The organism is Streptomyces sp. DSM 120436, from assembly GCF_055778765.1.
Genome location: NZ_JBSKBS010000001.1, coordinates 1,306,951 through 1,331,940, shown reverse-complemented (window position 1 = coordinate 1,331,940; position 24,990 = coordinate 1,306,951). Strand labels below are relative to the sequence as shown.

Sequence of the window (24,990 nt, the reverse complement as noted above, 5' to 3'; positions counted from 1 at the left end):
CATCTGTGGGCATACGCGCTCACACGCCCGTCCCCACCTGCGGCTTCGCCGCGGCCGTGGATCAGCCGCTGAGCCGCACCGGCATGATCAGGTACTTGTAGGCCTCGTCCGCCTCCGCGTCCGCCGCCGGGCGGCCGCTGAGCAGTGCCGGCTTGGTGGACGTGGTGAACGACAGCTGGGCCACCGGGGAGTCGATGGCGCTCAGGCCGTCCAGCAGGAACGTCGGGTTGAAGGCGATCGAGATGTCGTCGCCCTCGAGCTGGGCGTCGACCCTTTCCACAGCCTGTGCGTCGTCGCTGGAACCGGCCTCCAGGATGAGCACGCCCTGCTCGAAGCTCAGCCGCACCGGGGTGTTGCGCTCGGCGACCAGGGCCACGCGCTTCACGGCCTCCACGAAGGGGGCGGTCTCGATCACGGCGACGCTGTTGAACTCCGTCGGGAACAGCGTGCGGTACTTCGGGAGGTCGCCCTCCAGCAGACGCGTGGTGGTGCGTCGGCCGGCGCCCTCGAAACCGATCAGGCCCTCACCGGCACCGGAGCCGGACAGCGCCAGGATCACCTGGTCGCCGCTGGTCAGCGCCTTGGCCGTGTCCAGCAGGGTCTTGGCGGGCACCAGGGCGACCGCGGAGGCCTCCGGGTTCTCCGGCTTCCACAGGAACTCGCGGACCGCGAAGCGGTAACGGTCGGTGGAGGCGAGGGTCACCGTGTCGCCCTCGATCTCGATGCGCACACCGGTCAGGACGGGGAGGGTGTCGTCGCGGCCGGCCGCGATGGCGACCTGCTGTACGGCGGAGGCGAACACCTCGCCGGGGACCGTGCCCGTCGCGTTCGGCATCTGCGGCAGGGCCGGGTACTCCTCCACAGGCAGTGTGTGGAGCGTGAACCGCGAGGATCCGCAGACCACCGTCGCCCGTACACCGTCTGTGGAAATCTCCACCGGACGGTTGGGCAGGGCGCGGGAGATGTCGGCCAGCAGGCGGCCGGAGACCAGGACCGTCCCCTCCTCCTCGACCTCGGCCTCCACCGACACGCGCGCGGAGACCTCGTAGTCGAAGCTGGACAGGCTCAGCTGGCCGTCGTCGGCCTTGAGCAGCAGGCCGGCGAGGACAGGCGCCGGCGGACGGGCCGGGAGGCTGCGAGCCGCCCAGGCCACTGCCTCCGCGAGTACGTCGCGTTCCACCCGGATCTTCACTGTTGCCGCCTCCTGCTGTTGCCGGCGCTTCTCGCCCTGCCTGGCTCTCGTCGTCTGACTCGGTGTCGTCGGCCCCTGCGAGGGGAAGGACACCGGGGTCCAGTCTGACGCACCGCACTGACACTAGGCGCCCCTCGGGGTCAAGTCGTGACGAGGGGCAGGCGAGGGCCGGACAGCCAGTTGTGCACAGGACCCTCTTCGAAACGAATTCCTCGCTCTCTATGGTCGGAAGTAGTAGTAGGGCCTGTGGATACCGTGGATAACCTCGTTTGCACAGCTCAGCGCAGGTTTTTTGTCCACTGGTCCTGTGGGTGGCAGCCGTGGACAACCGGGCCTTGCTGTGGAGAACGGAAAGTTCTGCACATCCCGTGCACAGGGGAGGCCGAGTTCTCCCCAGCCGCGTCCCCAGGTTTGCGCTTCTTTCCCACAGCCCCCTCTGGCAGCTCGATGTGACGGCTTTCACTCGGTCCGGTGAGAAGCCGCGTCGCGTTGCCGAACAGTGGACAGGCATGTGGAGAAGCCGCCGATCACTGGGGACAACCGGCCACAGCCTGTGGGAAGCCCGTGGACAACTCGATGCACAGGCTGTGGAGCATGACGCTGTCCACAGCCTGTGGAGATCCTTCGTCCACGAATCCACAGGCGCGTGACCTGCGCGGACAGCTTCTCACCAGAGGAGGCTGTGGACGGAGTCGGGACAACTTTCCGGTCCCCAGCGTGTGGACGGGAAAAAGTCACCGGATCTGTGGAGGACAGCCGTAACCCGCCGTGGAAATCGAACACCGCAGCACGTCCCGGCGCCGCGGTCGGAGAGCCGGGACACGAAGAAGGGCGCCCCCGGATCTCCCCAGGGGCGCCCTCGTGTACCGCGTGCGGGCCGTCAGCCGGCCTTGATGCGGTTGGTCAGCTCGGTGACCTGGTTGTAGATGGAGCGCCGCTCGGCCATCAGATTGCGGATCTTCCGGTCGGCGTGCATCACCGTCGTGTGGTCCCGCCCGCCGAACAGCGCGCCGATCTTCGGCAGCGACAGGTCCGTCAGCTCACGGCACAGGTACATGGCGATCTGCCGGGCGGTCACCAGCGCACGCCCGCGTGAGGTGCCGCACAGGTCCTCGACGGTGAGCCCGAAGTAGTCGGCGGTCGCGCTCATGATGGCCGTCGAGGTGATCTCCGGGGCCGAGTCGTCGCCCCCGGGCATCAGGTCCTTGAGGACGATCTCCGTCAGCCCGAGGTCCACCGGCTGCCGGTTGAGCGACGCGAAGGCCGTCACCCGGATCAGCGCGCCCTCCAGCTCCCTGATGTTGCGGGAGATCCGGGAGGCGATGAACTCCAGAACCTCCGGCGGGGCGTTGAGCTGCTCCTGCACCGCCTTCTTGCGCAGGATCGCGATGCGCGTCTCCAGCTCCGGCGGCTGGACGTCGGTGATCAGCCCCCACTCGAAACGGTTCCGCAGCCGGTCCTCCAGTGTCACCAGCTGCTTGGGCGGCCGGTCGCTGGACAGCACGATCTGCTTGTTGGCGTTGTGGAGCGTGTTGAACGTGTGGAAGAACTCCTCCTGCGTCGACTCCTTGTCCGCCAGGAACTGGATGTCGTCGACGAGCAAGATGTCCATCTCGCGGTAGCGCTTGCGGAAGCTGTCTCCCTTGCCGTCGCGGATGGAGTTGATGAACTCGTTGGTGAACTCCTCCGAGCTCACGTACCGCACGCGCGTGCCCGGGTAGAGGCTCCGCGCGTAGTGCCCGATCGCGTGCAGCAGATGCGTCTTGCCGAGGCCCGACTCCCCGTAGATGAACAGGGGGTTGTACGCCTTCGCCGGCGCCTCCGCGACGGCCACCGCGGCCGCGTGCGCGAAGCGGTTGGACGCGCCGATGACGAACGTGTCGAAGAGGTACTTCGGGTTCAGCCGCGCGGTCGGCTCACCGGGGCCCGTCGCCGGGGCGGGCTGCGCCGCCAGGGGGCCGGGCGCGCCGGTCGTGGGCAGGTTCGGGCCGACCGGGCCGCCGCGGTGGACGTGCCCCGAGCCGGGCGGCGGCTCGGGCAGGTCGCGGCGCCGGTCGTCCCGCTGGTCGTAGTCGCCGCGCGAGGCGTCGTAGTCGGAGCGCTGGTCGTAGGACGGACGCTCCACAGACTGGGGACGGTAGTCCTGGGAGGACGGACCGCCGTAGGCGTCCGAGCCGTACGCGTCCTGCGTGCCGTACGGATCCGGCGAGCCGTAGGCGTCCTGGGACGACGGCGAGGCGTACGGGTCCCGGTCGGGGAAGCCGAGCCGCTGCTGCTGCCAGCCGTAGTCGTCCTGCGAGGGACGCGGCCAGGAGCCGGGCTCGGGGCGCTGGTACTCCGACGGGTAGGCGGGGCGCGCGGAGGGCAGACGGTCGTCCGGCCGGCCCTGCTGCTGGTCGCCGTGGCGACGGTCGTATCCGCCGTACCCCTCGTACGGCTCGCGCTCCTGCCGGTCGCGGTGGTCCGGGCGCTCGCGGTGGTCCGGCCGCTCCGGGGGGACGGAGGGCAGCTCCGGCTCTTCGTAGCGCGGCTGCGGACGGGGAGCGGGCGCGGGCGTGGCGGGTGGTTCGCCGGCGTTCTCGTCGACCGTGATGGCGATGCGGATCGGGCGGCCGCACTCGCGGCTCAGGCTCTCGCTGACCACCGGGGCCAGCCGACCCTCGAGCACGCCCTTGGCGAACTCGTTCGGCACGGCGAGCAGGGCGGTGTCGGCGACCAGGGCCAGTGGCTGGCAGCGCCGGATCCAGTGCTCGTCCTTGCTCTCGACACCTTGTCCGCGGCCCTCGCCGAGCAGTTGCTCCAGTACGCGTGGCCACACTGCGGCAAGATCGGCAGGTACGTCAGCCACAGGGCACGCTCTCTCACAGGTCCCTCGATCGTGTGATGCGAGGGACGGGTCGGGATGTAAATCGGGTGGTGGGGGGTCAAGGGAACGAATCGGGGTCCCGTCACGGTAGTCAGCGCGACCGGTACGGTTCAAGTTGTTGTCCCCAGGCTGTGGACAAGTGTCTCCCGGCAGCCACCGGTTTGACCGAATGACACGGCCGCGCGTACCGTAACGAGGTCGAGTTGTCGATGGCTGCTGCCGCCTGCCTCCGATGGGCACAGATCGCGCAAGGTGATCGGTCAGCGGTGCACTCGGGCGTAACGCGAGCTACTCGTGGGCGCACGGTGACAGCCAGGACGGCACCCCGCAAACACCGATTCTTTCTGGAGCCCCCGAGTGAGCAAGCGCACCTTCCAGCCGAACAACCGTCGTCGCGCCAAGACCCACGGCTTCCGGCTGCGTATGCGCACCCGTGCCGGCCGCGCGATCCTCGCGTCCCGCCGCAGCAAGGGTCGCGCCCGTCTGTCCGCCTGATCCCGGTCAGGTCATGACGTCGTGCTGCCCACCGAGAACCGGCTGAGGCGGCGCGAGGACTTCGCGACCGCGGTACGACGAGGACGCCGGGCCGGGCGCCAGCACCTCGTCGTCCACCTTCGCAGCGGTGCAACGGACCCGCATGCGCCTGGGGAGAGCGCTCCCCCGACGCGTGCGGGTTTCGTCGTGAGCAAGGCCGTGGGCGGAGCGGTGGTGCGCAACAAGGTGAAGCGGAGGCTTCGCCATCTGATGCGCGAGCGAGTCGACCGGCTGCCCCCCGGTAGCCTGGTAGTGGTACGAGCGCTGCCCGCCGCGGGCGACGCCGACCACGCACAGCTGGCCCGAGACCTGGACGCCGCTCTGCAACGGCTGCTGGGAGGGGGCGCGCGATGAAGTACCCGCTGCTGGCCCTGATCAAGCTCTACCAGTGGACGATCAGTCCACTGCTGGGCCCGGTGTGCAAGTACTACCCGTCGTGTTCCCACTACGGCTACACGGCCATCGACCGGCACGGTGCTGTCAAGGGAACAGCACTCACGGCCTGGCGCATCCTGCGGTGCAATCCGTGGTCGCTGGGCGGCGTGGACCATGTCCCGCCGCGTAAGCGCCCGCGGTGGCACGAAATGCTGCGTAACGCCTGGCGTGCACGCAAGGGCGGGACCTCCGCCGCCGCACCGGCCACCGACGGGCGGGCTTCTCCCATAAGTCCTACGAGTCCGTCGGGCCCGGCCGCAGAGACCTCGTCCCATGCCCAAGGAGCATGATTAGTGGACACGATTGCCAGCCTCTTCAGCTTCATCACGACACCTGTCTCCTGGGTCATCGTCCAGTTCCACAGCGTGTACGGCTCCATCTTCGGGCCTGACACAGGATGGGCCTGGGGCCTGTCCATCGTGTCCCTGGTGATTCTCATCCGCATCTGCCTGATCCCGCTCTTCGTGAAGCAGATCAAGGCGACGCGTGCCATGCAGACGCTCCAGCCGGAGATGAAGAAGATCCAGGAGCGCTACAAGAACGACAAGCAGCGCCAGTCCGAAGAGATGATGAAGCTCTACAAGGAGACGGGCACCAACCCGCTCTCCTCGTGTCTTCCCATCCTGGCGCAGTCGCCGTTCTTCTTCGCCCTCTACCACGTGCTCAACAGCATCGCGTCGAACGACACCATCGGCGTGATCAACGAGCGACTGCTGGAGAGTGCGCAGAAGGCCCACATCTTCGGTGCCCCGCTCGCCGCGAAGTTCACGGACAGCCCGGACAAGGTCGAGGCGCTGAACTCGTCGCTGCTCGATGTGCGTGTCGTCACGGCGATCATGATCGTTCTGATGTCGCTGTCGCAGTTCTACACGCAGCGCCAGCTGATGACCAAGAACGTCGACACCACGGTGAAGACGCCGTTCATGCAGCAGCAGAAGATGCTGATGTACATCTTCCCGATCATCTTCGCTGTCTTCGGCATCAACTTCCCGGTCGGTGTCCTCGTCTACTGGCTGACCACCAACGTGTGGACGATGGGCCAGCAGATGTACGTCATCCACAACAACCCGACCCCGGGCTCCAAGGCCCAGGCCGCTTACCTCGAGCGCCTCCACAAGAAGGTCACCCACCGCGGCGGGACCCGGGGCCGCGGCCAGCGGGCCATCGTCAAGGCCATCGTCGCCAAGGGCCGGGACCGCAACGAGCACGAGCGCAAGTTCATCAACGGTCTGAACAAGGCCGGTTTCGCCGCCCAGGCCGACGGCACTGTGATCAAGAGCGAGAGCAGCGCCGCCGCCCAGGCCGAGGGCGGTACGACGACGACCACCGCCGCCCCCAAGCGGCAGCAGCCCAAGCGGCAGCCCAAGTCGAAGCGCCAGGCCGGCGTGGCCAGGCCGGCGGGTGAACCCACCTCGCTGACCAAGGCCGATGATCCGCAGGACGCCGACCCCGCTGCCAAGAAGGGCAACGCCAAGTCCGCCGGCAACGGCACCCGCAGCAGGGCCCAGTCCGGACAGCGCAAGGGCCCGCAGCGGCCCAAGTCCCCGTCGAAGAAGTAAGAAGGAGTCCATCCCGTGACGGAAGGCACCACCGCGGCCGCTGCCGAGGGCACAGACACCCTGACCCGCCTGGAGCAGGAGGGCGAGATCGCGGCGGACTACCTGGAGGGCCTGCTCGACATCGCCGATCTCGACGGCGACATCGACATGGACGTCGAGGCCGACCGCGCCTCTGTCTCGATCATCAGCGACACGGGCAGCCGCGATCTGCAGAAGCTGGTCGGCCGTGACGGTGAGGTGCTGGAGGCCCTTCAGGAGCTCACGCGCCTCGCGGTCCACCGGGAGACCGGTGACCGCAGCCGCCTGATGCTCGACATCGCCGGCTACCGAGCCCGCAAGCGCACCGAGCTGGCCGACCTGGGCGCCAAGGCCGCGGCCGAGGCGAAGAGCAGCGGCCAGCCCGTGCGGCTCGACCCGATGACCCCGTTCGAGCGCAAGGTCGTGCACGACGCGGTCAAGGCGGCAGGCCTGCGCAGCGAGTCCGAGGGCGAGGAGCCGCAGCGCTTCGTCGTCGTGCTTCCCGCCTGATCGGCTCACCGTTCCACCGGCCCCGTCTGTTGCGCAGGCGGGGCCGCTCTTTGTCAGCCTGATAGTTCTGGTTCTGGTGTCGGCGTCCGTGTCGGCACGGTACGGAAGGACGGTCCCCCGTGACGGAGGCAGCGGAGCTTCCCCCCGCGCCCGAACAGGCCCGCGAGGTGTTCGGTGAACGCTTCGCGGACGCAGTCCGGTATGCCGAGCTGCTCGCCGAGGCGGGTGTCCAGCGTGGTCTGATCGGCCCGCGTGAGGTGCCCCGCTTGTGGGAGCGGCATCTGCTGAACTGCGCGGTGCTCTCGGAGGTCGTGCCCGAGGGGGTCACCGTGTGTGACGTCGGCTCGGGGGCCGGTCTACCGGGTATCCCGCTCGCTCTGGTCCGGGAGGACCTGAAGATCACCCTGCTGGAGCCGCTGCTCCGCCGCACCAACTTCCTGACCGAGGTCGTGGAGCTGCTCGGCCTGGATCATGTGACCGTTGTGCGCGGACGCGCCGAGGAGGTCATGGGCAAGCTGTCTCCGGTGCACGTGGTGACCGCACGCGCCGTGGCGCCGCTCGACCGCCTGGCCACCTGGGGCATCCCCCTGCTGCGGCCGTACGGGGAGATGCTTGCGCTCAAGGGCGACACCGCGGAGGAGGAGCTGAAGAGCGCCGCCACCGCACTGACCAAGCTCGGCGCCGTGACGACGTCGATCGTGCACGTGGGCGAGGGCGTGGTGGACCCCATGTCCACCGTGGTACGGGTCGAGGTCGGCGAGAGCCCCGGTGGTGTGCGCTTCGCCGCCAAGCGCGCCAAGGCCGCCCGTACCGGACGGGTCCGGCGCCGACGCGGATAGCCGTACGTCCCCTGCCGCGGAGTGTGAGAGGTCCGGTGCCGCGGTGGCGCACATCCGGGACGACGCGCCCGGCCGTCGGGCCGGGCGTACTCCACACAAGCTGCCCAACCCGCGCATGCCGGAGTGTCGCGGCAGTGCCGCCTCCCCTGCTGTGCATCGTGTTTCACGTGAAACGTCGCTCACTGCTGCACGGCATCATCAGTCGGGGCCGCGCTGCGGCCGAACCTCGTGAACGGAAGCCCCTCGGCTCCCTCGACGAGAGCTCAGCTCCCCGGGAGTCACTCCCCTCACGGGGTACGGAGTTGTCCACAGAGGTGGATTTCTCCACAGAACGTCAGACCTCACTGGTTCGCGACCCTGAAGGCATGGGAGGCTCTGTTCATTGCGAGCCTGAAGTCGAGGAGAGTGAATCCTTGCGGTCCGACGCCAACATCGCGGGACCGATGACCGATCCGGTCCCCGGTCCCCGTACCGAATCGATGGGGGCGGATGTTTCACGTGAAACACCGCCTCCGATGGACGACACTCCCATCGGTCGCGCTGCCCAACTGGCGGTGGAGGCTCTGGGCCGTGCCGGAGAAGGGCTGCCGCGGCCCGAGCAGACCCGAGTCATCGTGGTCGCCAACCAGAAGGGCGGTGTCGGCAAGACGACGACCACGGTCAATCTGGCCGCTTCGCTCGCTCTGCACGGCGCCCGTGTCCTGGTGATCGACCTCGACCCGCAGGGCAACGCATCCACCGCCCTGGGAATCGACCACCATGCCGAGGTGCCCTCCATCTACGACGTGCTGGTGGAGAGCAAGCCGCTGGCAGAGGTCGTCCAGCCCGTCCCCGACGTCGAGGGCCTCTTCTGTGCCCCCGCCACCATCGATCTTGCCGGTGCGGAGATCGAACTGGTGTCGCTCGTGGCACGGGAGAGTCGGTTGCAGCGGGCCATTCAGGCCTACGAGCAGCCGCTGGACTACATCCTCATCGACTGCCCGCCGTCGCTCGGCCTCCTCACGGTCAACGCCCTGGTGGCGGGCCAGGAGGTGCTGATCCCGATCCAGTGCGAGTACTACGCGCTGGAAGGACTCGGGCAGCTGCTGCGCAACGTCGACCTGGTCCGGGGGCACCTCAACCCCACCCTGCACGTCTCGACCATCCTGCTCACCATGTACGACGGCCGGACGCGACTCGCCTCCCAGGTCGCGGAGGAGGTGCGCACCCACTTCGGTGACGAGGTCCTGCGTACCAGCATTCCCCGCTCCGTCCGTATCTCCGAGGCACCGAGCTACGGGCAGACGGTGCTGACTTACGATCCTGGATCGAGCGGTGCTCTCTCGTACTTCGAGGCGGCACGCGAGATCGCGCTGAGGGGTGTCGGTGTCCGGTACGACGCGTCGCAGGCGCACATCGGCGCACAGCAGACTGATCCGAACATGGTGGAGGGCGTGCAGTGAGTGAGCGACGGAGGGGGCTGGGTCGTGGGCTCGGAGCACTGATCCCCGCTGCCCCGACAGAGAAGACGGTGACTCCGACCGCGATGGGTGGAATGGCCTCCCCGTCGCCCGCAGCGGTCCCAGTACTGCCGAATGAACGCGGAGTGGCGGCCGCGAAGGTGACCACGCTGGCCTCTGTTTCACGTGAAACGGAGGAGGCCGCGGCCGTGAACCCTTCGGTGCCGGCCCCGCCGATGGGGGCTCACTTCGCTGAGATCCCCCTCGACGCCATTACGCCGAACCCACGGCAGCCTCGTGACGTCTTCGACGAGGACGCCTTGGCCGAACTGATCACCTCCATCAAGGAGGTCGGTCTGCTGCAGCCCGTCGTCGTGCGGCAGGTGGGCGGCGGCCGCTATGAGCTGATCATGGGCGAGCGCCGGTGGCGCGCCTGCCGTGAGGCCGGACTCGATGCCATCCCGGCCATCGTGCGGGCCACGGAGGACGAGAAGCTCCTCCTGGACGCGCTGCTGGAGAACCTGCACCGTGCCCAGCTGAACCCGCTGGAAGAGGCTGCCGCCTACGACCAGCTGCTCAAGGACTTCAACTGCACGCACGACCAGCTGGCCGACCGCATCGGCCGGTCCCGCCCGCAGGTGTCCAACACCCTGCGTCTGCTGAAGCTGTCTCCGACCGTGCAGCGTCGGGTGGCTGCTGGAGTGCTCTCCGCCGGGCACGCCCGCGCGCTGTTGTCCGTCGAGGACTCCGAGGAACAGGACCGCCTGGCTCACCGCATCGTGGCCGAGGGCCTCTCGGTACGGGCCGTCGAGGAGATCGTGACCCTGATGGGCTCGCGGCCTCAGAAGGCTCAGCGGTCCAAGGGCCCGCGCGCGGGCGCCCGGGTGTCGCCGGCCCTGTCCGAACTGGCGACGCGCCTCTCGGACCGCTTCGAGACGCGGGTGAAGGTCGACCTTGGCCAGAAGAAGGGCAAGATCACCGTTGAGTTCGCCTCGATGGAGGACCTGGAGCGCATCCTCGGCACCCTCGCCCCCGGAGAGGGCCCGGTGCTCCAGAAGCGTCTCGTGGACGAGAACGACGCCGAGGAGACCGATTCCTGAGGTGTCGCTCCGTCCGGCCTGAGGCCGGCCAGGGTGGGCCGTGTCCGGTACGCACCGGACACGGCCCACCCTTTACCTTGTGCCGGTATCGAGGGAATCGCTTCATGGATACGATGCGTTCGTATATGGCGCATCCACCCGGCAACACCTCTGAGAGCTAGGCAGGGGCCATGCGGATGATGAGCCGCACCGGACTGATGAGCGCGGGGCTGGGGGTGGGCGTCGTCAGTGGCTTCATCGGTAGCCTGCTCAGAGAACGGGGTGCTCTGACCGCCGCCCGTATGGCAGCGGGTGAAGGAAGCGAGGAACAGCCTTCATGGGCCGTCGGCTCGTACCGCTCACGCTGGACAACCTTCCGGACCTCCCCCAGCGCTGCCGCTCGTGCGTCTTCTGGGAGCTCGACCCCGTCAGCGGCGAAGCAGCGGTGAAGGCGGGCACCGCGGAGCTCGAGAAGGAGTCCTGGATCTCGGCCGTTCTGCTCGACTGGGGCTCCTGCGGACGCGTCGTCTACGTGGACGAGGTTCCCGTGGGCTACGTGCTCTATGCGCCCCCCGCCTATGTGCCCCGTTCCATCGCGTTCCCCACCAGCCCGGTGTCCCCCGACGCGGTGCAGTTGATGACCGCGTTCATCCTCCCCGACTACCAGGGACAGGGGCTCGGCCGCGTGATGGTCCAGACGGTGGCGAAGGATCTGCTGCGGCGGGGGTTCAAGGCGATCGAGGCATTCGGTGACGCTCGGTGGAAAGAGCCGGCCTGTGTACTGCCCGCGGACCATCTACTCGCCGTGGGCTTCAAGACGGTCCGCCAGCACCCCGCCTATCCCCGGCTGCGGTTGGAGCTGAGATCGACACTCTCCTGGAAGGAAGACGTGGAGATGGCACTCGACCGACTGCTCGGGGCGGTGCAGAAGGAGCCGGTCCTGCGCCCGCTCTGACCCCGCTCACACGAATGGGCCGACCCAAGCGGGTCGGCCCATTCGTGTTTCACGTGAAACATGTACCGCCGTCGGGGCGGCCCATCACTACTCGGCGATGAAGTCCTCGAGGTCGCGGACGATCGCGGCCTTCGGCTTGGCGCCGACGATGGTCTTGGCGACCTCACCGCCCTGGTAGACGTTCAGGGTCGGAATCGACATGACGCCGTACTTGGCTGCCGTGCCCGGGTTCTCGTCGATGTTGAGCTTGACGACCTCGATCTTGTCTCCGTACTCGGCAGCAATGGCCTCGAGGGACGGAGCGATCTGACGGCACGGACCGCACCAGGCGGCCCAGAAGTCCACCAGGACAGGCTTGTCGCTCTTGAGGACGTCCTGCTCGAAGGAGTCGTCGGTCACGTTCTTCAGGGTGCCGGCCACAGCGGGCTCCTTAATCGTTGGTGCGTGGGGAGAGTGGGTCAGACAGTGGTCTTCTCGGGCTCGGCCTTGTCCTCGTCGGCGAGAGCGGCGAGGAAGCGCTCCGCGTCGAGGGCCGCCGCGCAACCGGTGCCGGCCGCGGTGATCGCCTGGCGGTAGGTGTGGTCCACCACGTCACCGGCCGCGAAGACACCCGTGACGTTGGTGCGCGTCGAGGGCGCGTCGACCTTCAGGTAGCCCTCCTCGTCCAGCTCGAGCTGGCCCTTGAAGAGCTCGGTGCGCGGGTCGTGACCAATCGCGATGAACAGGCCGGTCACCGCCAGGTCGGAGAGCTCACTCGTCTTGACGTTGCGCAGCTTCAGACCCGAGAGCTTCTGCTCGCCCAGAATCTCCGCGACCTCGCTGTCCCAGATGAACGAGATCTTCGGGTCGGCGAAGGCGCGCTCCTGCATCGCCTTGGAGGCGCGCAGGGTGTCTCGGCGGTGGACGATCGTCACGGATTTGGCGAAGCGCGACAGGAAGGTCGCCTCCTCCATGGCGGTATCACCGCCGCCGATGACAGCGATGTCCTGGTCCTTGAAGAAGAAGCCGTCGCAGGTGGCGCACCACGAGACACCGCGACCCGAGAGGGCGTCCTCGTTGGGCAGTCCGAGCTTGCGGTGCTGCGACCCGGTCGTCACAATGACGGCCTTCGCCTTGTGGACCGTTCCGGCGGTGTCCGTGACGGTCTTGATCTCACCGGTCAGATCGACAGCCACGGCGTCGTCCGGAACCAGCTCGGCACCGAAGCGCTCCGCTTGGGCCCGCATGTTGTCCATGAGCTCCGGGCCCATGATGCCGTCCTGGAAACCGGGGAAGTTCTCCACCTCGGTGGTGTTCATCAGCGCACCGCCGGCGGTGACAGCGCCCTCGAATACCAGGGGCTTCAGCGACGCACGGGCGGTGTAGAGCGCCGCCGTGTAGCCGGCGGGCCCCGAGCCGATGATGATCACGTTACGGACGTCGCTCACGGCTAGATTCCTCGTCTCTGGTCTGCGTCATTCGACCGGTGGGAGCTTCTTTCGGAACTCTCACCCCACCCAACGGATCCTAAGGGGCCCGCATTCCCGCCGTGCCCGGGCACACGCAGACGGTGCTCGGACGGCACGCCGGGGCCCCACACCGTACGGGATACCACGCGGGACCAAGACCACGTGTGTGCGGTCAGCGCGTGTAGGTGTGTTCCAGCAAGACCTTCGCGGTGGAGGACGGGGAGGCGTTCTCCACGCATGTCGCGTCGACGATGTAGGCCGTCACGCGCGTGGCGTCCGAGGCGTCGGGCAGCACGACGAGCAGGGCGGCCTTCCCTTGATAAACACCCTGCTCGGTGGCCAGCGCGGCGTCGTTGCGGCCGATGCCCTCCTGGACGCACTCCGGGACCACCGGCTTCGTCAACACCCTGGGGTTCGCGCCGGAGGAATCCGACTCCATGCCGAAGGTGTGCGGGGAGCGGGCTCCCTTGTCCTGCTGCGGGCTGCGTGCGAGCAGATCGGTGACCTGCTTCTCCAGCCTCCCCTCGGAAAAGGTGTCCGCAGCGGTCGTCCGGTGTTCCTCGTCCGGGTCTCCGCTGTCGTTCAGCGAGGACAGCACCACGGATCCGAGGCCGAGAGCGGCTACGGCGAACGCCGTTCCCAGAACGACGGTCCGGCGGTTCCCGCCCCGAAGCCGGGGCTTGCGGCCCGGCCCCGTGGTCGAGGAGCGGGGGCGGCCCGCAGGCCGGTCGAAGGGCGCCGATGTTTCACGTGAAACATGAGACGGTTCACCCTCGGCCACAGTCGTACCGACGGTGACGCTCTCGTCCTCTTCGTCGGTCACAGGTGCCGTGGCGTGCAGCAGGGCCTCGGCGGCCAGGGCGGCGTCGATGCGCCCCGCGACATCCGCCGGCATCCGCGGCGGACCCGGAACCGTGCCGAGCAGCCCTCGGATTTCCTCGAGGGAGGCGTGGACGTCGGCACAGAGCTCGCACCGATCCAGATGCTTCCGGACGCCCTCCCTGCGGTCCGCCGGGAGGAGACCCTCGGTGAGGTCGGAGATCTCTGCGACGTCCGGGTGCTCCGCCTTGTCGGTCGTCGACGTCACGCTCGCCCACCTCCGCCCTTCACTGCAGCCGGGTTGTTCGATCCTGTGCCGGGCGGGTCCGGTCGTTGCGGACCCGCTGCGGGTGGGACGGATGTCTCCCCTCTCCGGTTCCGTCCCCTGTCTCTGCTCTCCTCCTCACCAGCGCTCCCGGGACGCAGGTGGGTGAGCAGGGGCAGGAGTCTCGCGCGGCCCCGGGCGCACCGGCTCTTGACCGTGCCGGTGGGGACGCCGAGAATGCGGGCCGCCTCGGCGACCGGGTAGCCCTGCATGTCCACCAGGACGAGCGCCCCGCGCTGGTCGGGTGGAAGGGTGCCCATCGCCTCGATGAGCTGGCGGTGCAGATCGTTGCGCTCCGCGGGCGCCGAGGCGGACTCGTGTGGCTCGAGCAGCTGCTCCAGGCGCTCGGTGTCGTCGATCGGCGCCGTCTTCCGGGAGGCGGCCTTGCGTGCACGGTCCAGGCAGGCGTTCACCGTGATGCGGTGCAGCCAGGTGGTGACAGCCGACTGGCCGCGGAACGTGTGAGCGGCCCGGTAGGCGGAGACGAGGGCGTCCTGGACGGCGTCGGCGGCTTCTTCGCGATCCCGTAGCGTCCGGAGGGCCACGGCCCAAAGTCGGTCGCGGTGCCGCCGCACGAGTTCGCCGAAGGCGTCGGGATCGCCGTCGACGTGCCGGGTGAGCAGATCCTGATCGCTCACTCCGGAGTGTGCGGCCCCGTCCGCCATCGGATCTCCTCCCTCGACGTGACTGGCCTCAGCTGGTCACCTTGATGTCCGCGACCCGGCCACGCCACCGGCCGTCGTCGGCCTGCAGGGGGAGATCGGTCAGCCAGACCAGGAGGTAGCGGGTCTTCACCGTGCCCTTGGGCGCGAGGGAGACAGTGGCGCCCGACCCCTCGGCGACCTTGCTGTACGAGTCGAAGGAGGTCGGCCGGGACTCCGCGCCGCCGGGGGCGGCACGCAGCTCGACGGATGTGCTGCCGATGAAGGTGACGGTGACCTTCCCGACGTCCTGGCTCTTGCCGAGGTCGACGACGACTCCCACACCCGGCTTCAGGCGGCCGAAGTCGGAGCTCGCGTAGTAGCTCGTCTGCCAGTAACTCGTCGGATCGCCGTCCAGGATCTTGGGCAGGTTCTCCGGGTACTCGGACCCGTCCGAGCCGAACGGGTCGAAGTCGTGCAGCTCCGAGATGGCGATCGGCTTGCCGCGCACCGGTTTGGGGGCTTTCTTGTCGTCGCCCTCGGTCGTCTGGGTCTTGGTGTCGTCGGCCGTGCCGCCCTGGTTCATGAGGGCGTCCGCGAGCTGCCAACTGCCCAGCCCCAGCGCGGCGATCAGCAACGCCGAGACGGCCCACTTCAGAGCCTTGCCGGTGCGGCTCTGCAACGGTGGGGGCGGCACCGGCGTCGGCTGGGTGACGTGGGAGGGAACGGCGGGACGTGCGTAGGAGCCCTGCTGGTACGTGGTGCGCTGGTAGTCCGGCGGGGCGGTGAACGCGGGCTCAGGCGGGCGGATGCGGGGCATCTCGCCGATCGCCTTCACCAGCTCCTCCGGCGTGGTGCACGGCGACTCGTGGCGGGAGGCGGTGGCGCCGTCGTTGGCGAGGGCGCGCATGGCCAGTTCGGACAGGCCGCGGTGGACGCCGGCCCGGACCTGGTCGGGCGGGATCAGACCGATGTCCTTCGGCAGACCTGACATGCCGTAGGCGTCGTTCTCGTACGGCCAGCGCTGGGTCAGCGCCGCGTACAGCAGGGCGCCGATCGACTCGGTGTCCGTGCGCTGGGGGATGTCCGAGCTGACGCCGCGCAGCGCCGCGTTGACGGCGAGACCACGAATGCGCCACTGGCCGGTCGAGGTGCGCAGGACGGCGTTGGGGTTGAGCCGCAGATGGGCGAGGCCCTCGCGGTGGGCCGCCGCCATGGCGCTCGAGACCTGACTGACCATCTGGTAGGCGTCGTACACCTCCAGCGGACCGGAGGCGAGGAGGGTGGTCAGTTCGGTGCCGTCGGGCAGCCATTCGTGGACGACGTAGACGAGGTCGTCCTCCTCGACGGCGTCCAGGACCTGCACGAAGCGCGGGTCGCCCAGCAGGGCCGAGGAGCGGGCCGCGGCCAGTACGGACCGGGCGCGCGAGTGGTCCGCCGGCAGGATGTGCACGCCGACGGCACGGCGGAGCTTCTCGTCCACGGCACGCCAACTGCTGAACCCGTCCAGACGGGTGACGCACTCCTCGAGGCGGTAGCGTCTGGCCAGCTTGTGGCCGCTGTGCAGCTCGGGCGGCGAGGTCGTCGCGGGGCCCTCGGTCCCGGTGCTCTCCTGTGCCTCGTCGTTGTCCGTGTCCCGCTCCCGGTTCTTGGCCACCCCGTCGGCCGTGGACTGGTCCGCCTCCGCGGTCAGCGACTGCTCGTCGCTGTCGTCTGCCACGTCGACGGCAGCTGTGCTCCGTTCCGCCACCGTCGTTCCCTGCCTCCCCATCCGATGCGCGTCGGCCCGGCGTCCGTCGCGCGCAGTCCGACGCCGAACCCAATTGTGCCCACAGTCCGCCGCTATGCACGACACGCGGGGGCCGATGATGGTTGTGCGCCTACCCCTTGTCTCAGCGTCCCAGGCGTCCGCGCACCATACCGACCAGCGAGTTGACCTCCTCGATACGCATCCGGCGGGCAGCCACGTAGAAGACGCCCAGCAGGACGGCCCCGCCGCCCAGCAGCGCGGCGAACGAACCGAGGACCTCCTGGCCCAGGACCTTGCTGATGCCGTAACAGGCCGCGCCGCTGAGCAGGGCGGCCGGGACGGAGGCGATGCACAGACGGGCGTAGGTCCGCAGCACCCGGGCGCCGTCCAGGTCGCCGCCCAGCCGCTTGCGCAGCCGGCGCCAGGCGACGCCGACCCCGAGGGCGTAGGCGACGCCGTACGAGGCGGCCATGCCGACCACGGCCCAGCGGGCCGGCAGCACCAGGAAGCAGAGGCCGGAGGCGACCGCGTTCGCGGCGGCCACGATGACCGTGTTGTAGAAGGGGGTCCGGGTGTCCTCGTAGGCGTAGAAGGCGCGCAGGACGACGTACTGCACGGAGTAGGGGATCAGGCCGAGGCCGAAGGCCATCAGCATGTACCCCATGTTGGTGGCCGCGCCGGTGCCCGAGGACCCGAAGATCAGGGTGCACATCGGGATGCCGAGCGCGACGAAGCCGAAGGCGATGGGCACGATCGCGACGGCGGTGGTGCGCAGGCCCTGGGAGATGTCGTCCCGGACGGCGCCCCCGTCCTCCTCGGCCGCCGAGCGGGAGATGCGGGGCAGCAGCGCGGCCATCAGGGAGACCGTGATGATGGCCTGCGGCAGGCCCCAGATCAGCTGGGCGTTGGCGTAGGCGGCGAAGCCGGTGCCCTCGACGTCCGAGTCCAGGCCCGCGGAGGTGGAGAGCTGGGTGACGACCAGCGCGCCCGCCTGGTTGGCCAGGACGAAGAGGATGGTCCACTTGGCGAGCATCGCCGCCTTGCCGAGGCCGTGGCCCTTCCAGTCGAAGCGCAGCCGCATGCGGAAGCCGGTCTCCCGGAGGTACGGGATCATCGCGAGGGCCTGCACCACGAGGCCCAGCAGCACGCCGATGCCGAGGAGCCGCATGCCCTCCGGCGGGATGTTCGAGACCTGCATCTTCGAGTCCGCGGCGGTGCCGTAGACCCAGATGAACGTGCCGAGCGTGACGATGATGACGATGTTGTTCAGGACCGGGGTCCACATCATCGCGCCGAACCGGCCGCGCGCGTTGAGGATCTGGCCCATCACCACATGGACGCCCATGAAGAAGATCGAGGGCAGGAAGTACCGGGTGAAGGTGACGGCGACCTCGTTGGCAGCGGGGTCCGAGGCGACGGGGTTCGACAGCGCGCGCACCAGCAGCGGGGCGGCCAGCCAGGCGGCCGCGGTGAGCAGCGCCAGCGCCACCATCACCAGTGTCAGCAGCCGGTTGGCGTAGGCCTCGCCGCCGTCGTCGTCGTCCTTCATGGCGCGCACGAGCTGCGGCACGAAGACCGAGTTGAGGCCGCCGCCGACGGTGAGGATGTAGATCATCGTCGGCAGTTGGTAGGCGACCTGGAAGGAGTCGCCGAGCAGGCCGAGGCCCAGGGCCGACACGATCAGCGCGGACCGGATGAAACCGGTGAGACGGGAGACCATCGTCCCCGCCGCCATCACGGCGCTGGACTTCAGCAGACCGCCTGCGCGGCCGCCCTTCTTCGGCGCGGGCGCGGGTTCCGGGGCAGCCGGCTCCGCGGCGGGCGGCGGAGTGGCTCCCGCGTAGTGACCGGGCGTGGGGGACGCGGGGCCGGGCACCGGCACGGGGGCGTACTGCTGCGGTTCGCCCGTCGGCTGCCCGGGCTGGGCGCTGCCCTGGGGCCCCTGGGCGTACCCGCCGTAGTGGTGAGGAAAAGCGTCGCCCTGAGGCCGCTGGGCGTACCCGCCGTGCTGGTCGGGGAAGGCGCCGCCCTGCTGCTGGTCGCGGAAGAGGTGCGCGAAGGCATCGGGTTCGTGGCGCTGTTCTCCGGCCTGGCCGACGAGGTCGTCCACGCCGACGTACTGCGTGGTGCGCGGGTCGTCGCCGTACGGCAGGTGCTGGGTGGGGCCGTCCGGCTCCGGAGCGGGTGTCCGGGCCCACACCCGGGGGTCGGGCGCGTACGGCGACTGGGGCGGCTGCCCGTACAGGGGCTGCTGCGGCTGCTGCGCGCCGGGCGGGGGCGGCGGGTGCGCCGACCGGTCGTAGAGCGCTTCCGCGACCGGGTCCTGGACGTCGATGTCCTGCGCCCGGTAGGGGTCCTGGGCGTAGGCGTCCTGGACGTACAGGTCGGCGGGTGGCTGTGACGCCTGGTCGTGCCCGGGCGGCGACCCCCCGGCGGGGTCCGACTCGGGATGGCCCGAGTTGGCCGCGGCGTTGCCGCGGTCACCGTCGTACGGCGCGTTCATGGTTACCCCACCTCATCGTCCCGGGCCGACCGGCCACGACTTCCTCAACGGTCCACTCTCTCACCCGTGCCGGACGGGCCGGCGCTTTCCGGTGCGGTGTCCGGAGCCGGGTCACTCGGCTGCTCCGGGGCACCCTCCCGGGTGTCCGGCGTGGACTCCTGGGTGGGACGCCTCTCGGAGGCTTCGGGGTTCTTCGGGCCGTCGGCGTCCGCGTCCGCCGCGTTCTCCCGCTCCTCGGCCTCGCGGGCCGCGGCGCGCTTGCGCTGGGTGTACATCCGGAAGCCGGCCAGGACGAGCAGCAGCACACCGCCGCCGATGACCAGCATCACCGTCGCGGTGATCTCGGTGACCTTCACGTCGAACGTGACGGGCTGGCCGTAGGGCCGGCCGTCCTGCGTGTAGAGCTGGGCGACCAGGGTGGCCCGGCCGTTGGCGTTGGCGTTCGTGGTGAACTTCACCGACTGGCTGTGGCCGCCGGAGACGGTGACGGGCTGCTCCTCGTAAGCGCTGCCGTCGATCTCCAGACGGGTCGGGCTGGTGGAGGTGAGCCGCAGCACCAGGTGCTCGACGCCCTGCACCAGGTTGTTCTGCACCGTCACGGGGATCGTGGCGCTGCGGCCGGAGAGTTTGGTCTCCGACTTCTCGATCAGCCGGACCTGGCTGCTCAGCGTGTCCAGGTACGTCTCGACGCCGCTGCGGTAGATCGCCGCCTCGGCCGGCCGGCCGCGCCACGACGCCGCCATGCCCCGGTTCAGTGCACGCCCGAACGGCGTCACCACGCGGGACTGATTGGAGAGGATCACCTTGAAGCGGTCGAGCTTCTCCTGCGTCCTGGCGATCTGCTCGAAGGCCGATCGCGGGAGCTCCTGCTTGCGCAGGGACTTCGGGTACGCGGACGCCGGGGGCACATCGGTGCCGGCGGCCGGGTCCGGCTTGGACTTCGAGGCCGCCGTGAGGTCCTGCGGCTCCGACCAGGTGCTGCCCTGGAGGATGCCGATGACCTCGGCCATGGTCTGGGCCTGGGCGGCGGACGGGGTGCGCTGCGGGGCGACCACGACGCTGCGCGGACGATCCGTCTGCAGGGTGAGGGTGAGGCTCTGGGCCAGGAAGCGCTGCACCGCCTGGGTGGAGGCGGAGGCCCTGGTCATGTCGCCGTCGAAGGCGGTGGACAGCCGTGCGTCCGCGACCACGGCCGTGGTGCCGCCGCCGATGGGCCGGGGCGCGGTGGGCGTGTAGGTCAGGTCGCGGCCCCCTTCGAAGGTGTCGCCGCGGGCGATCACCTTGTCGGCGCCGGCCGAGGTCGAGACCTTGACGATGGCGGGGTCCACGGCTCCCTCGACGGGCCAGGCGAAGTCCGTGCTGGGCTTGACGTGCAGGATCGACTCGACGGTGCCGGCGGCGACGTCGGTGGCCTCCTTGAGGTGGCGCAGCGAGCCGGTGACCGACGTGCCGTGATGGGCCAGGGAGGCGAGGTCGGGGTCGCCGAACGGCAGCGCGACGACCTCCTTGCCCGTCACCGCCTTCTGTACCTCGGTGAGCCAGCGCTTGGCGACCGCCTGGTGGCCGCCGACGACGTTCTTGTCGTCCGCGTTCTCGCCGGGGATCTCGTACCGGGTGGTCATCGCCTCGACGGAGGCGAGCAGGTCCGGGTCGATCACCCAGGTGACGTCGAGGTCCCGTCCGAGGGCCACCATCCGGTCGAGACGGCCGCCCGGGGAGATCTCCTCGGCGAGCTCGTCGTCGTGGAAGACGGGCGTCTGCTCCTCGTCCGAACCGGTCTCCGCCGTCATGTGGACGGAGGAGATCAGCGGCCACATGAACGTCGTCTTCGTCTTGGTGTCCGCTGCCTCGGGCTGCCACGGCAGGAACGTGCGGCGGACGCCGAGCGTCTGCTCCCACGGCTGGTCGGACGTCTCGCCGGAGAGGGTGACGGACAGCTCGTAGACGCCGTCCTGGCCGAGGTCCAGCTCGTCCGCCGGCACGGAGATCGTGTAGGGCTGCGAGACCCCGGGGGTGAGCTTGGAGAACTTCTCGGTGTACTTGTCGTCGATCTCCGCCCCGAGGGGGCCGTCGATGTCACCGGAGTTCTTGGCGAGCGTGTCGATGCTGGAGCGGGTGTTGAGCAGTGATCCCACCCGGAGGTCGACGGAGGCGTCGGTGACGGCCCGCTTGCCCTTGTTGGTCACCGTCCCGGAGACGGTGACGGTGTCACCCTCGGCGGGGGCGCTGGGCGTGAGGGAGTCGACGGAGACGGCCACCGATCCGTCGTCGGAGGCGGCCCGCGGCGCGGCCGGGGCGGCGGCTTCCGCGGGGGACGCGGCGGGCAGCTGCACGAGCCCGGCCAGGAGAGGCGTCCCGGCGAGCAGGGCACCCGAGCGCCACAGCCAGCGGCGGGCAGGTGAGGGACTGGTCCCCTGGAAGTCTGCCGCCTCGGCCACGCGCTCGCCCGTCCCTTGTCGTCGTCAGTGGTCGTCGGAATGTGCGTCCAGGCATGGTAACGAGGTGCGAGAAGGGGAAGTGCCGCGGACCGGTGCTCAAGATCGAGCGGCGTGCGCCTTGTCCATGATCGACACAGGTGTCCGTCCCCGCGCCTTTTCCGGGCGCTCCGGGCCGCGCGGGCCACGTACCCTCTTCTGTTGTGCCGAACGCCAACGAAGCAACCAGTGCCCTGAGCCAGGTGCAGGACCGCGCCGTGAGTGAACTGCTGCGGGTCGCCCCTGTCGCCGACGACCTCGCCCGCCGTTTCCAGGAGTCGGGGTTCTCACTCGCCCTGGTCGGCGGCTCGGTGCGGGACGCGCTGCTCGGCCGCCTCGGCAACGATCTGGACTTCACGACCGACGCCCGCCCGCAGGACATCCTGAAGATCATGCGTCCCTGGGCGGACGCCGTCTGGGACGTCGGGATCGCCTTCGGGACGGTCGGCGCCCAGAAGGAGGCACGCGTCGGGGACACTGACCGGAGCTTCCAGATCGAGGTGACCACCTACCGGTCCGAGGCGTACGACCGCACGTCGCGCAAGCCGGAGGTGTCCTACGGCGACTCCATCGAGGACGACCTCGTCCGCCGTGACTTCACCGTCAACGCGATGGCCGTCGCCCTCCCCGAGAAGCGGTTCATCGATCCGCACGGCGGTCTGCAGGACCTCGCCGAGCGGGTGCTGCGTACGCCGGGGACGCCCGAGGAATCCTTCTCCGACGACCCGCTGCGAATGATGCGGGCCGCGCGTTTTGCCGCTCAGCTCGACTTCGAGGTGGCCCCCGAGGTCGTCACGGCGATGAAGGAGATGGCGGGACGCATTGAGATCGTCTCTGCCGAGCGGGTGCGGGACGAGCTGAACAAGCTGATCCTTTCCGTGCACCCCCGCAAGGGTCTCACCCTGCTCGTGGACACCGGGATCGCCTCGTACGTGCTGCCGGAGCTGCCGGCCCTGCACCTGGAACGCGACGAGCACCACCGGCACAAGGACGTCTACGAGCACACCTTGACCGTGTTGGAGCAGGCGATGGCTCTGGAGGAAGACGGTCCCGACCTGATCCTTCGCCTCGCCGCCCTGCTGCACGACATCGGCAAGCCCCGCACCCGCCGCTTCGAGAAGGACGGCCGCGTCTCCTTCCATCACCACGAAGTGGTCGGGGCGAAGATGACCAAGAAGCGCATGACCGCCCTGAAATACTCCAACGAACTGGTGAAGGACGTCTCCCGGCTCGTCGAACTGCACCTGCGGTTCCACGGCTACGGAACGGGAGAATGGACGGACTCCGCCGTCCGCCGCTACGTCCGCGACGCGGGGCCGCTCCTCAGCCGGCTCCACAAGCTGACCCGTTCGGACTGCACCACACGGAACCGGCGCAAGGCCGCCGCGCTCTCCCGTGCGTACGACGGGCTGGAGGAGCGCATCGCTCAGCTTCAGGAGAAGGAGGAGCTGGACTCCATCCGGCCGGACCTCGACGGCAACCAGATCATGGAGATTCTGGGCATCAAGCCGGGTCCGGCGGTCGGGAAGGCCTACAAACACCTGCTGGAGCTCCGGCTGGAGAACGGCCCCATGGAGCGCGACGAGGCCGTGGAGGCCCTCAAGGAATGGTGGGCCGGGCAGCAGGGCTGACAACGAGAACGGGGGCATGTTTCACGTGAAACATGCCCCGCACACGAACCGAGGGGCGGTGTTTCACGTGAAACACCGCCCCTCGGCGTCGTCTTACTTGTCCTTCAGGCAGAGCAGGAAGCTCTTGCTGCCGTTGGTCTCCGTGTAGACGTACTCGAAGTCCTTGGCGGCTGCTTCGCACTTGCTCTGCGCCGTCAGGCCGGAGAAGTCGCCCTCGACCTTGGCCAGCACCGTGTACTGCGCCTTCGTGTCACCGCAGTCGACGACCTCGAGGTCCGGGTCGTTGTCGTCCGTGCTGCCGCGGTGCATGCAGTCGCCCACGGCAGCCGCGCTGGCGTCGTCGCGGCTCGCGATCCACCCGCCGATGGCCACGCCCGCGACGATCAGCACGATCACGATGTTCTTGATCATCTTAAAGCTGATCTTGCGACCCTGCTGCTGCGGGGGCACCGGGGCTCCCGGCGGCGGGAAGCCGGGCTGGCCGGCCTGCTGCGGGAAGGGGGGCTGGCCCTGGGGCTGGCCGTAGGGCTGCTGCTGGCCCTGAGCGAACGGGTTGCCCTGGGGCGGCGGAGTGGTCACTTGGGGGTCCCCCTATGCATAGGTATGTGACGCGAAAGGCGCGTCGGTAAGACCCACGTAAGCTATCGGTCCGCACTGACAACTCTGTAGCGAGATTTGGCTCTGTGGCGCTGATGTGACACTTACTGGCCTCCAAAACGGGCCATAGTCACCGCAACCGCTCCGTAGATAACGGCAATTGTTACCACCAGCGTGGCCGAACGGCCGTCCGAAGGGAGCGCCAGGGCGGCAACGGCCGCGGCGCCGACGAACGCCACGTTGAACAGCACGTCGTAGACCGAGAAGATCCGGCCACGGTAATCATCGTGCACGGAGGCCTGGACGATGGTGTCCGTGGCGATCTTCGCCCCCTGGGTGCTCAGGCCGAGGACGAACGCTCCCGCCAGCAGCGGGCCGGAGGCGAAGGGCAGGCCGAACGCCGGCTCCAGCACGGCCGCCGCGGCGGCGCACAGCACGATCCAGCGACCGGGTCCCATCCGTCCCGCGGCCCACGGCGTCAGCACGGCCGCAACGAAGAAGCCGGCGCCGGACACCCCCAACGCCAGCCCCAGCAGGGCGAGTCCCTCGTCGGTGGTCGACGTCAGGTGGTACCGGCACAGCATCAGCAGCATGACGAGCATCCCGCCGTAGCAGAAGCGCATGAGGAACATCGCCGTGAGCGCCCAGGCGGCGTCCCTGCGCGCTGGGGCAGCGAGGTGACGTACGCCCGCGGCCAGGCCGCCGACCGTGCCGGAGAGGGCCGTGGCCAGCCGGGGGCGCACCGGAGCGCGGTCCGGGCCGAGTAGTTCCTTGGCGATGCGCAGGGCCGTCAGTGCCGCGCACAGGTAGAGGGCGGCGCCCACGAGCACGACGGCCGCGTCCGAGTCGGAGACGACCAGCCGGACCAGGAAGGCCAGGCCGCCGCCCGCGGTCGCGGCGAGCGTTCCTGCGGTCGGGGAGAGGGAGTTGGCGATGACCAGCCGTTCGGTGTCCACCACACGGGGCAGCGCGGCGGAGAGTCCGGCGAGGACGAAGCGGTTGACGCCGGTGACGCACAGCGCGGCCACGAACAGGAGCCAGTCGGGGACCCGGACGAGGATCAGGACGGCGGTCACCGACGCCATCAGGGCGCGCAGCAGATTGCCGTAGAGGAAGACCTGGCGGCGGCGCCAGCGGTCCAGCAGGACGCCGGCGAAGGGACCGACGGCGGAGTAGGGCAGGAGCAGGACGGCCATCGCCGAGGCGATGGCCGCGGCCGAGGTCTGCCGTTCCGGGGAGAAGACGACGTAGGCGGCGAGCGCGACCTGGAAGACGCCGTCGGCGCCCTGGGAGAGCAGCCGGACGGCGAGCAGACGCCGGAAGCCCTGGAAGCGCAGCAGAACGCGCAGGTCACGGACGACAGCCATGGGGCACAG

21 protein-coding genes are annotated in these 24,990 nt (G+C 69.3%); 10 read left to right on the top strand and 11 right to left on the bottom strand.

Annotated elements, in window-relative coordinates:
* Positions 1–61 precede the first annotated feature (61 nt).
* The gene (gene dnaN / locus ACWH4W_RS06085; protein ID WP_473074779.1) at positions 62–1,192 is read right to left on the bottom strand and encodes a DNA polymerase III subunit beta; all 1,131 of its coding nucleotides are present in this window, start codon (positions 1,190–1,192) and stop codon (positions 62–64) included.
* Positions 1,193–2,072: 880 nt separating this feature from the next.
* Positions 2,073–4,040 (bottom strand): chromosomal replication initiator protein DnaA, encoded by a 1,968-nt coding sequence (dnaA, locus tag ACWH4W_RS06080; protein ID WP_473074778.1) that lies wholly within the window; start codon positions 4,038–4,040, stop codon positions 2,073–2,075.
* Between the two features lie 375 nt (positions 4,041–4,415).
* On the opposite strand from dnaA, the gene rpmH reads away from it, so the two are divergent.
* The 9 genes from rpmH to ACWH4W_RS06035 all read left to right on the top strand — a co-directional run bounded on the left by rpmH (position 4,416) and on the right by ACWH4W_RS06035 (position 11,426).
* The gene (gene rpmH / locus ACWH4W_RS06075) at positions 4,416–4,553 is read left to right on the top strand and encodes a 50S ribosomal protein L34 (RefSeq protein WP_003956500.1); all 138 of its coding nucleotides are present in this window, start codon (positions 4,416–4,418) and stop codon (positions 4,551–4,553) included.
* A gap of 21 nt (positions 4,554–4,574) precedes the next feature.
* Positions 4,575–4,946: a ribonuclease P protein component gene (gene rnpA, locus ACWH4W_RS06070; protein ID WP_093764288.1), complete on the top strand. Its 372-nt coding sequence runs from the start codon at positions 4,575–4,577 to the stop codon at positions 4,944–4,946.
* Positions 4,943–5,317 (top strand): membrane protein insertion efficiency factor YidD, encoded by a 375-nt coding sequence (yidD, locus tag ACWH4W_RS06065; RefSeq protein WP_473074777.1) that lies wholly within the window; start codon positions 4,943–4,945, stop codon positions 5,315–5,317. The genes rnpA and yidD overlap by 4 nt, the downstream gene beginning before the upstream one ends.
* Before the next feature lie 3 nt (positions 5,318–5,320).
* A complete protein-coding gene (gene yidC / locus ACWH4W_RS06060) occupies positions 5,321–6,586 on the top strand; it encodes a membrane protein insertase YidC (protein WP_473074776.1) in 1,266 nt (421 codons plus the stop codon).
* A 15-nt stretch (positions 6,587–6,601) separates the two neighbouring features.
* Positions 6,602–7,114, top strand: a complete 513-nt coding sequence (locus ACWH4W_RS06055; protein ID WP_470188164.1) for a Jag family protein — start codon at positions 6,602–6,604, stop codon at positions 7,112–7,114.
* A 119-nt stretch (positions 7,115–7,233) separates the two neighbouring features.
* Complete coding sequence (gene rsmG / locus ACWH4W_RS06050; protein WP_473074775.1) at positions 7,234–7,953, top strand: 16S rRNA (guanine(527)-N(7))-methyltransferase RsmG; 720 nt, start codon at positions 7,234–7,236, stop codon at positions 7,951–7,953.
* Positions 7,954–8,318: 365 nt separating this feature from the next.
* Positions 8,319–9,395, top strand: a complete 1,077-nt coding sequence (locus ACWH4W_RS06045; protein ID WP_466196690.1) for a ParA family protein — start codon at positions 8,319–8,321, stop codon at positions 9,393–9,395.
* On the top strand, positions 9,392–10,492 hold the full coding sequence (locus tag ACWH4W_RS06040) for a ParB/RepB/Spo0J family partition protein (RefSeq protein WP_473074774.1): 1,101 nt from the start codon (positions 9,392–9,394) through the stop codon (positions 10,490–10,492). Before ACWH4W_RS06045 ends, ACWH4W_RS06040 begins: the two co-directional genes overlap by 4 nt.
* Before the next feature lie 316 nt (positions 10,493–10,808).
* On the top strand, positions 10,809–11,426 hold the full coding sequence (locus tag ACWH4W_RS06035; protein WP_473074773.1) for a GNAT family N-acetyltransferase: 618 nt from the start codon (positions 10,809–10,811) through the stop codon (positions 11,424–11,426).
* Between the two features lie 87 nt (positions 11,427–11,513).
* On the opposite strand, the gene trxA is transcribed toward ACWH4W_RS06035, so the two are convergent.
* The 7 genes from trxA to ACWH4W_RS06000 all read right to left on the bottom strand — a co-directional run bounded on the left by trxA (position 11,514) and on the right by ACWH4W_RS06000 (position 21,350).
* A complete protein-coding gene (trxA, locus tag ACWH4W_RS06030) occupies positions 11,514–11,846 on the bottom strand; it encodes a thioredoxin (RefSeq protein WP_003991504.1) in 333 nt (110 codons plus the stop codon).
* 38 nt (positions 11,847–11,884) lie between these two features.
* The gene (gene trxB, locus ACWH4W_RS06025) at positions 11,885–12,853 is read right to left on the bottom strand and encodes a thioredoxin-disulfide reductase (RefSeq protein WP_473074772.1); all 969 of its coding nucleotides are present in this window, start codon (positions 12,851–12,853) and stop codon (positions 11,885–11,887) included.
* 193 nt (positions 12,854–13,046) lie between these two features.
* Complete coding sequence (locus ACWH4W_RS06020) at positions 13,047–13,961, bottom strand: anti-sigma factor (RefSeq protein WP_473074771.1); 915 nt, start codon at positions 13,959–13,961, stop codon at positions 13,047–13,049.
* A complete protein-coding gene (gene sigM / locus ACWH4W_RS06015) occupies positions 13,958–14,683 on the bottom strand; it encodes an RNA polymerase sigma factor SigM (protein ID WP_473074770.1) in 726 nt (241 codons plus the stop codon). Before sigM ends, ACWH4W_RS06020 begins: the two co-directional genes overlap by 4 nt.
* Positions 14,684–14,711: 28 nt before the next feature.
* Complete coding sequence (locus tag ACWH4W_RS06010) at positions 14,712–16,409, bottom strand: protein kinase family protein (protein WP_473074769.1); 1,698 nt, start codon at positions 16,407–16,409, stop codon at positions 14,712–14,714.
* 142 nt (positions 16,410–16,551) lie between these two features.
* Positions 16,552–18,912 (bottom strand): murein biosynthesis integral membrane protein MurJ, encoded by a 2,361-nt coding sequence (gene murJ, locus ACWH4W_RS06005; RefSeq protein WP_473074768.1) that lies wholly within the window; start codon positions 18,910–18,912, stop codon positions 16,552–16,554.
* A gap of 44 nt (positions 18,913–18,956) precedes the next feature.
* Positions 18,957–21,350, bottom strand: a complete 2,394-nt coding sequence (locus tag ACWH4W_RS06000) for a DUF6049 family protein (protein ID WP_473074767.1) — start codon at positions 21,348–21,350, stop codon at positions 18,957–18,959.
* 200 nt (positions 21,351–21,550) lie between these two features.
* On the opposite strand from ACWH4W_RS06000, the gene ACWH4W_RS05995 reads away from it, so the two are divergent.
* Positions 21,551–23,017 carry a CCA tRNA nucleotidyltransferase gene (locus ACWH4W_RS05995; protein ID WP_473074766.1) on the top strand — a complete coding sequence of 489 codons (1,467 nt, stop codon included), beginning with the start codon at positions 21,551–21,553 and terminating at the stop codon, positions 23,015–23,017.
* A 93-nt stretch (positions 23,018–23,110) separates the two neighbouring features.
* On the opposite strand, the gene ACWH4W_RS05990 is transcribed toward ACWH4W_RS05995, so the two are convergent.
* Together ACWH4W_RS05990 and ACWH4W_RS05985 are read right to left on the bottom strand one after the other, a co-directional pair.
* Positions 23,111–23,596, bottom strand: a complete 486-nt coding sequence (locus ACWH4W_RS05990) for an LppU/SCO3897 family protein (RefSeq protein WP_473074765.1) — start codon at positions 23,594–23,596, stop codon at positions 23,111–23,113.
* A gap of 122 nt (positions 23,597–23,718) precedes the next feature.
* The gene (locus ACWH4W_RS05985; protein ID WP_473074764.1) at positions 23,719–24,981 is read right to left on the bottom strand and encodes an MFS transporter; all 1,263 of its coding nucleotides are present in this window, start codon (positions 24,979–24,981) and stop codon (positions 23,719–23,721) included.
* Positions 24,982–24,990 lie beyond the last annotated feature (9 nt).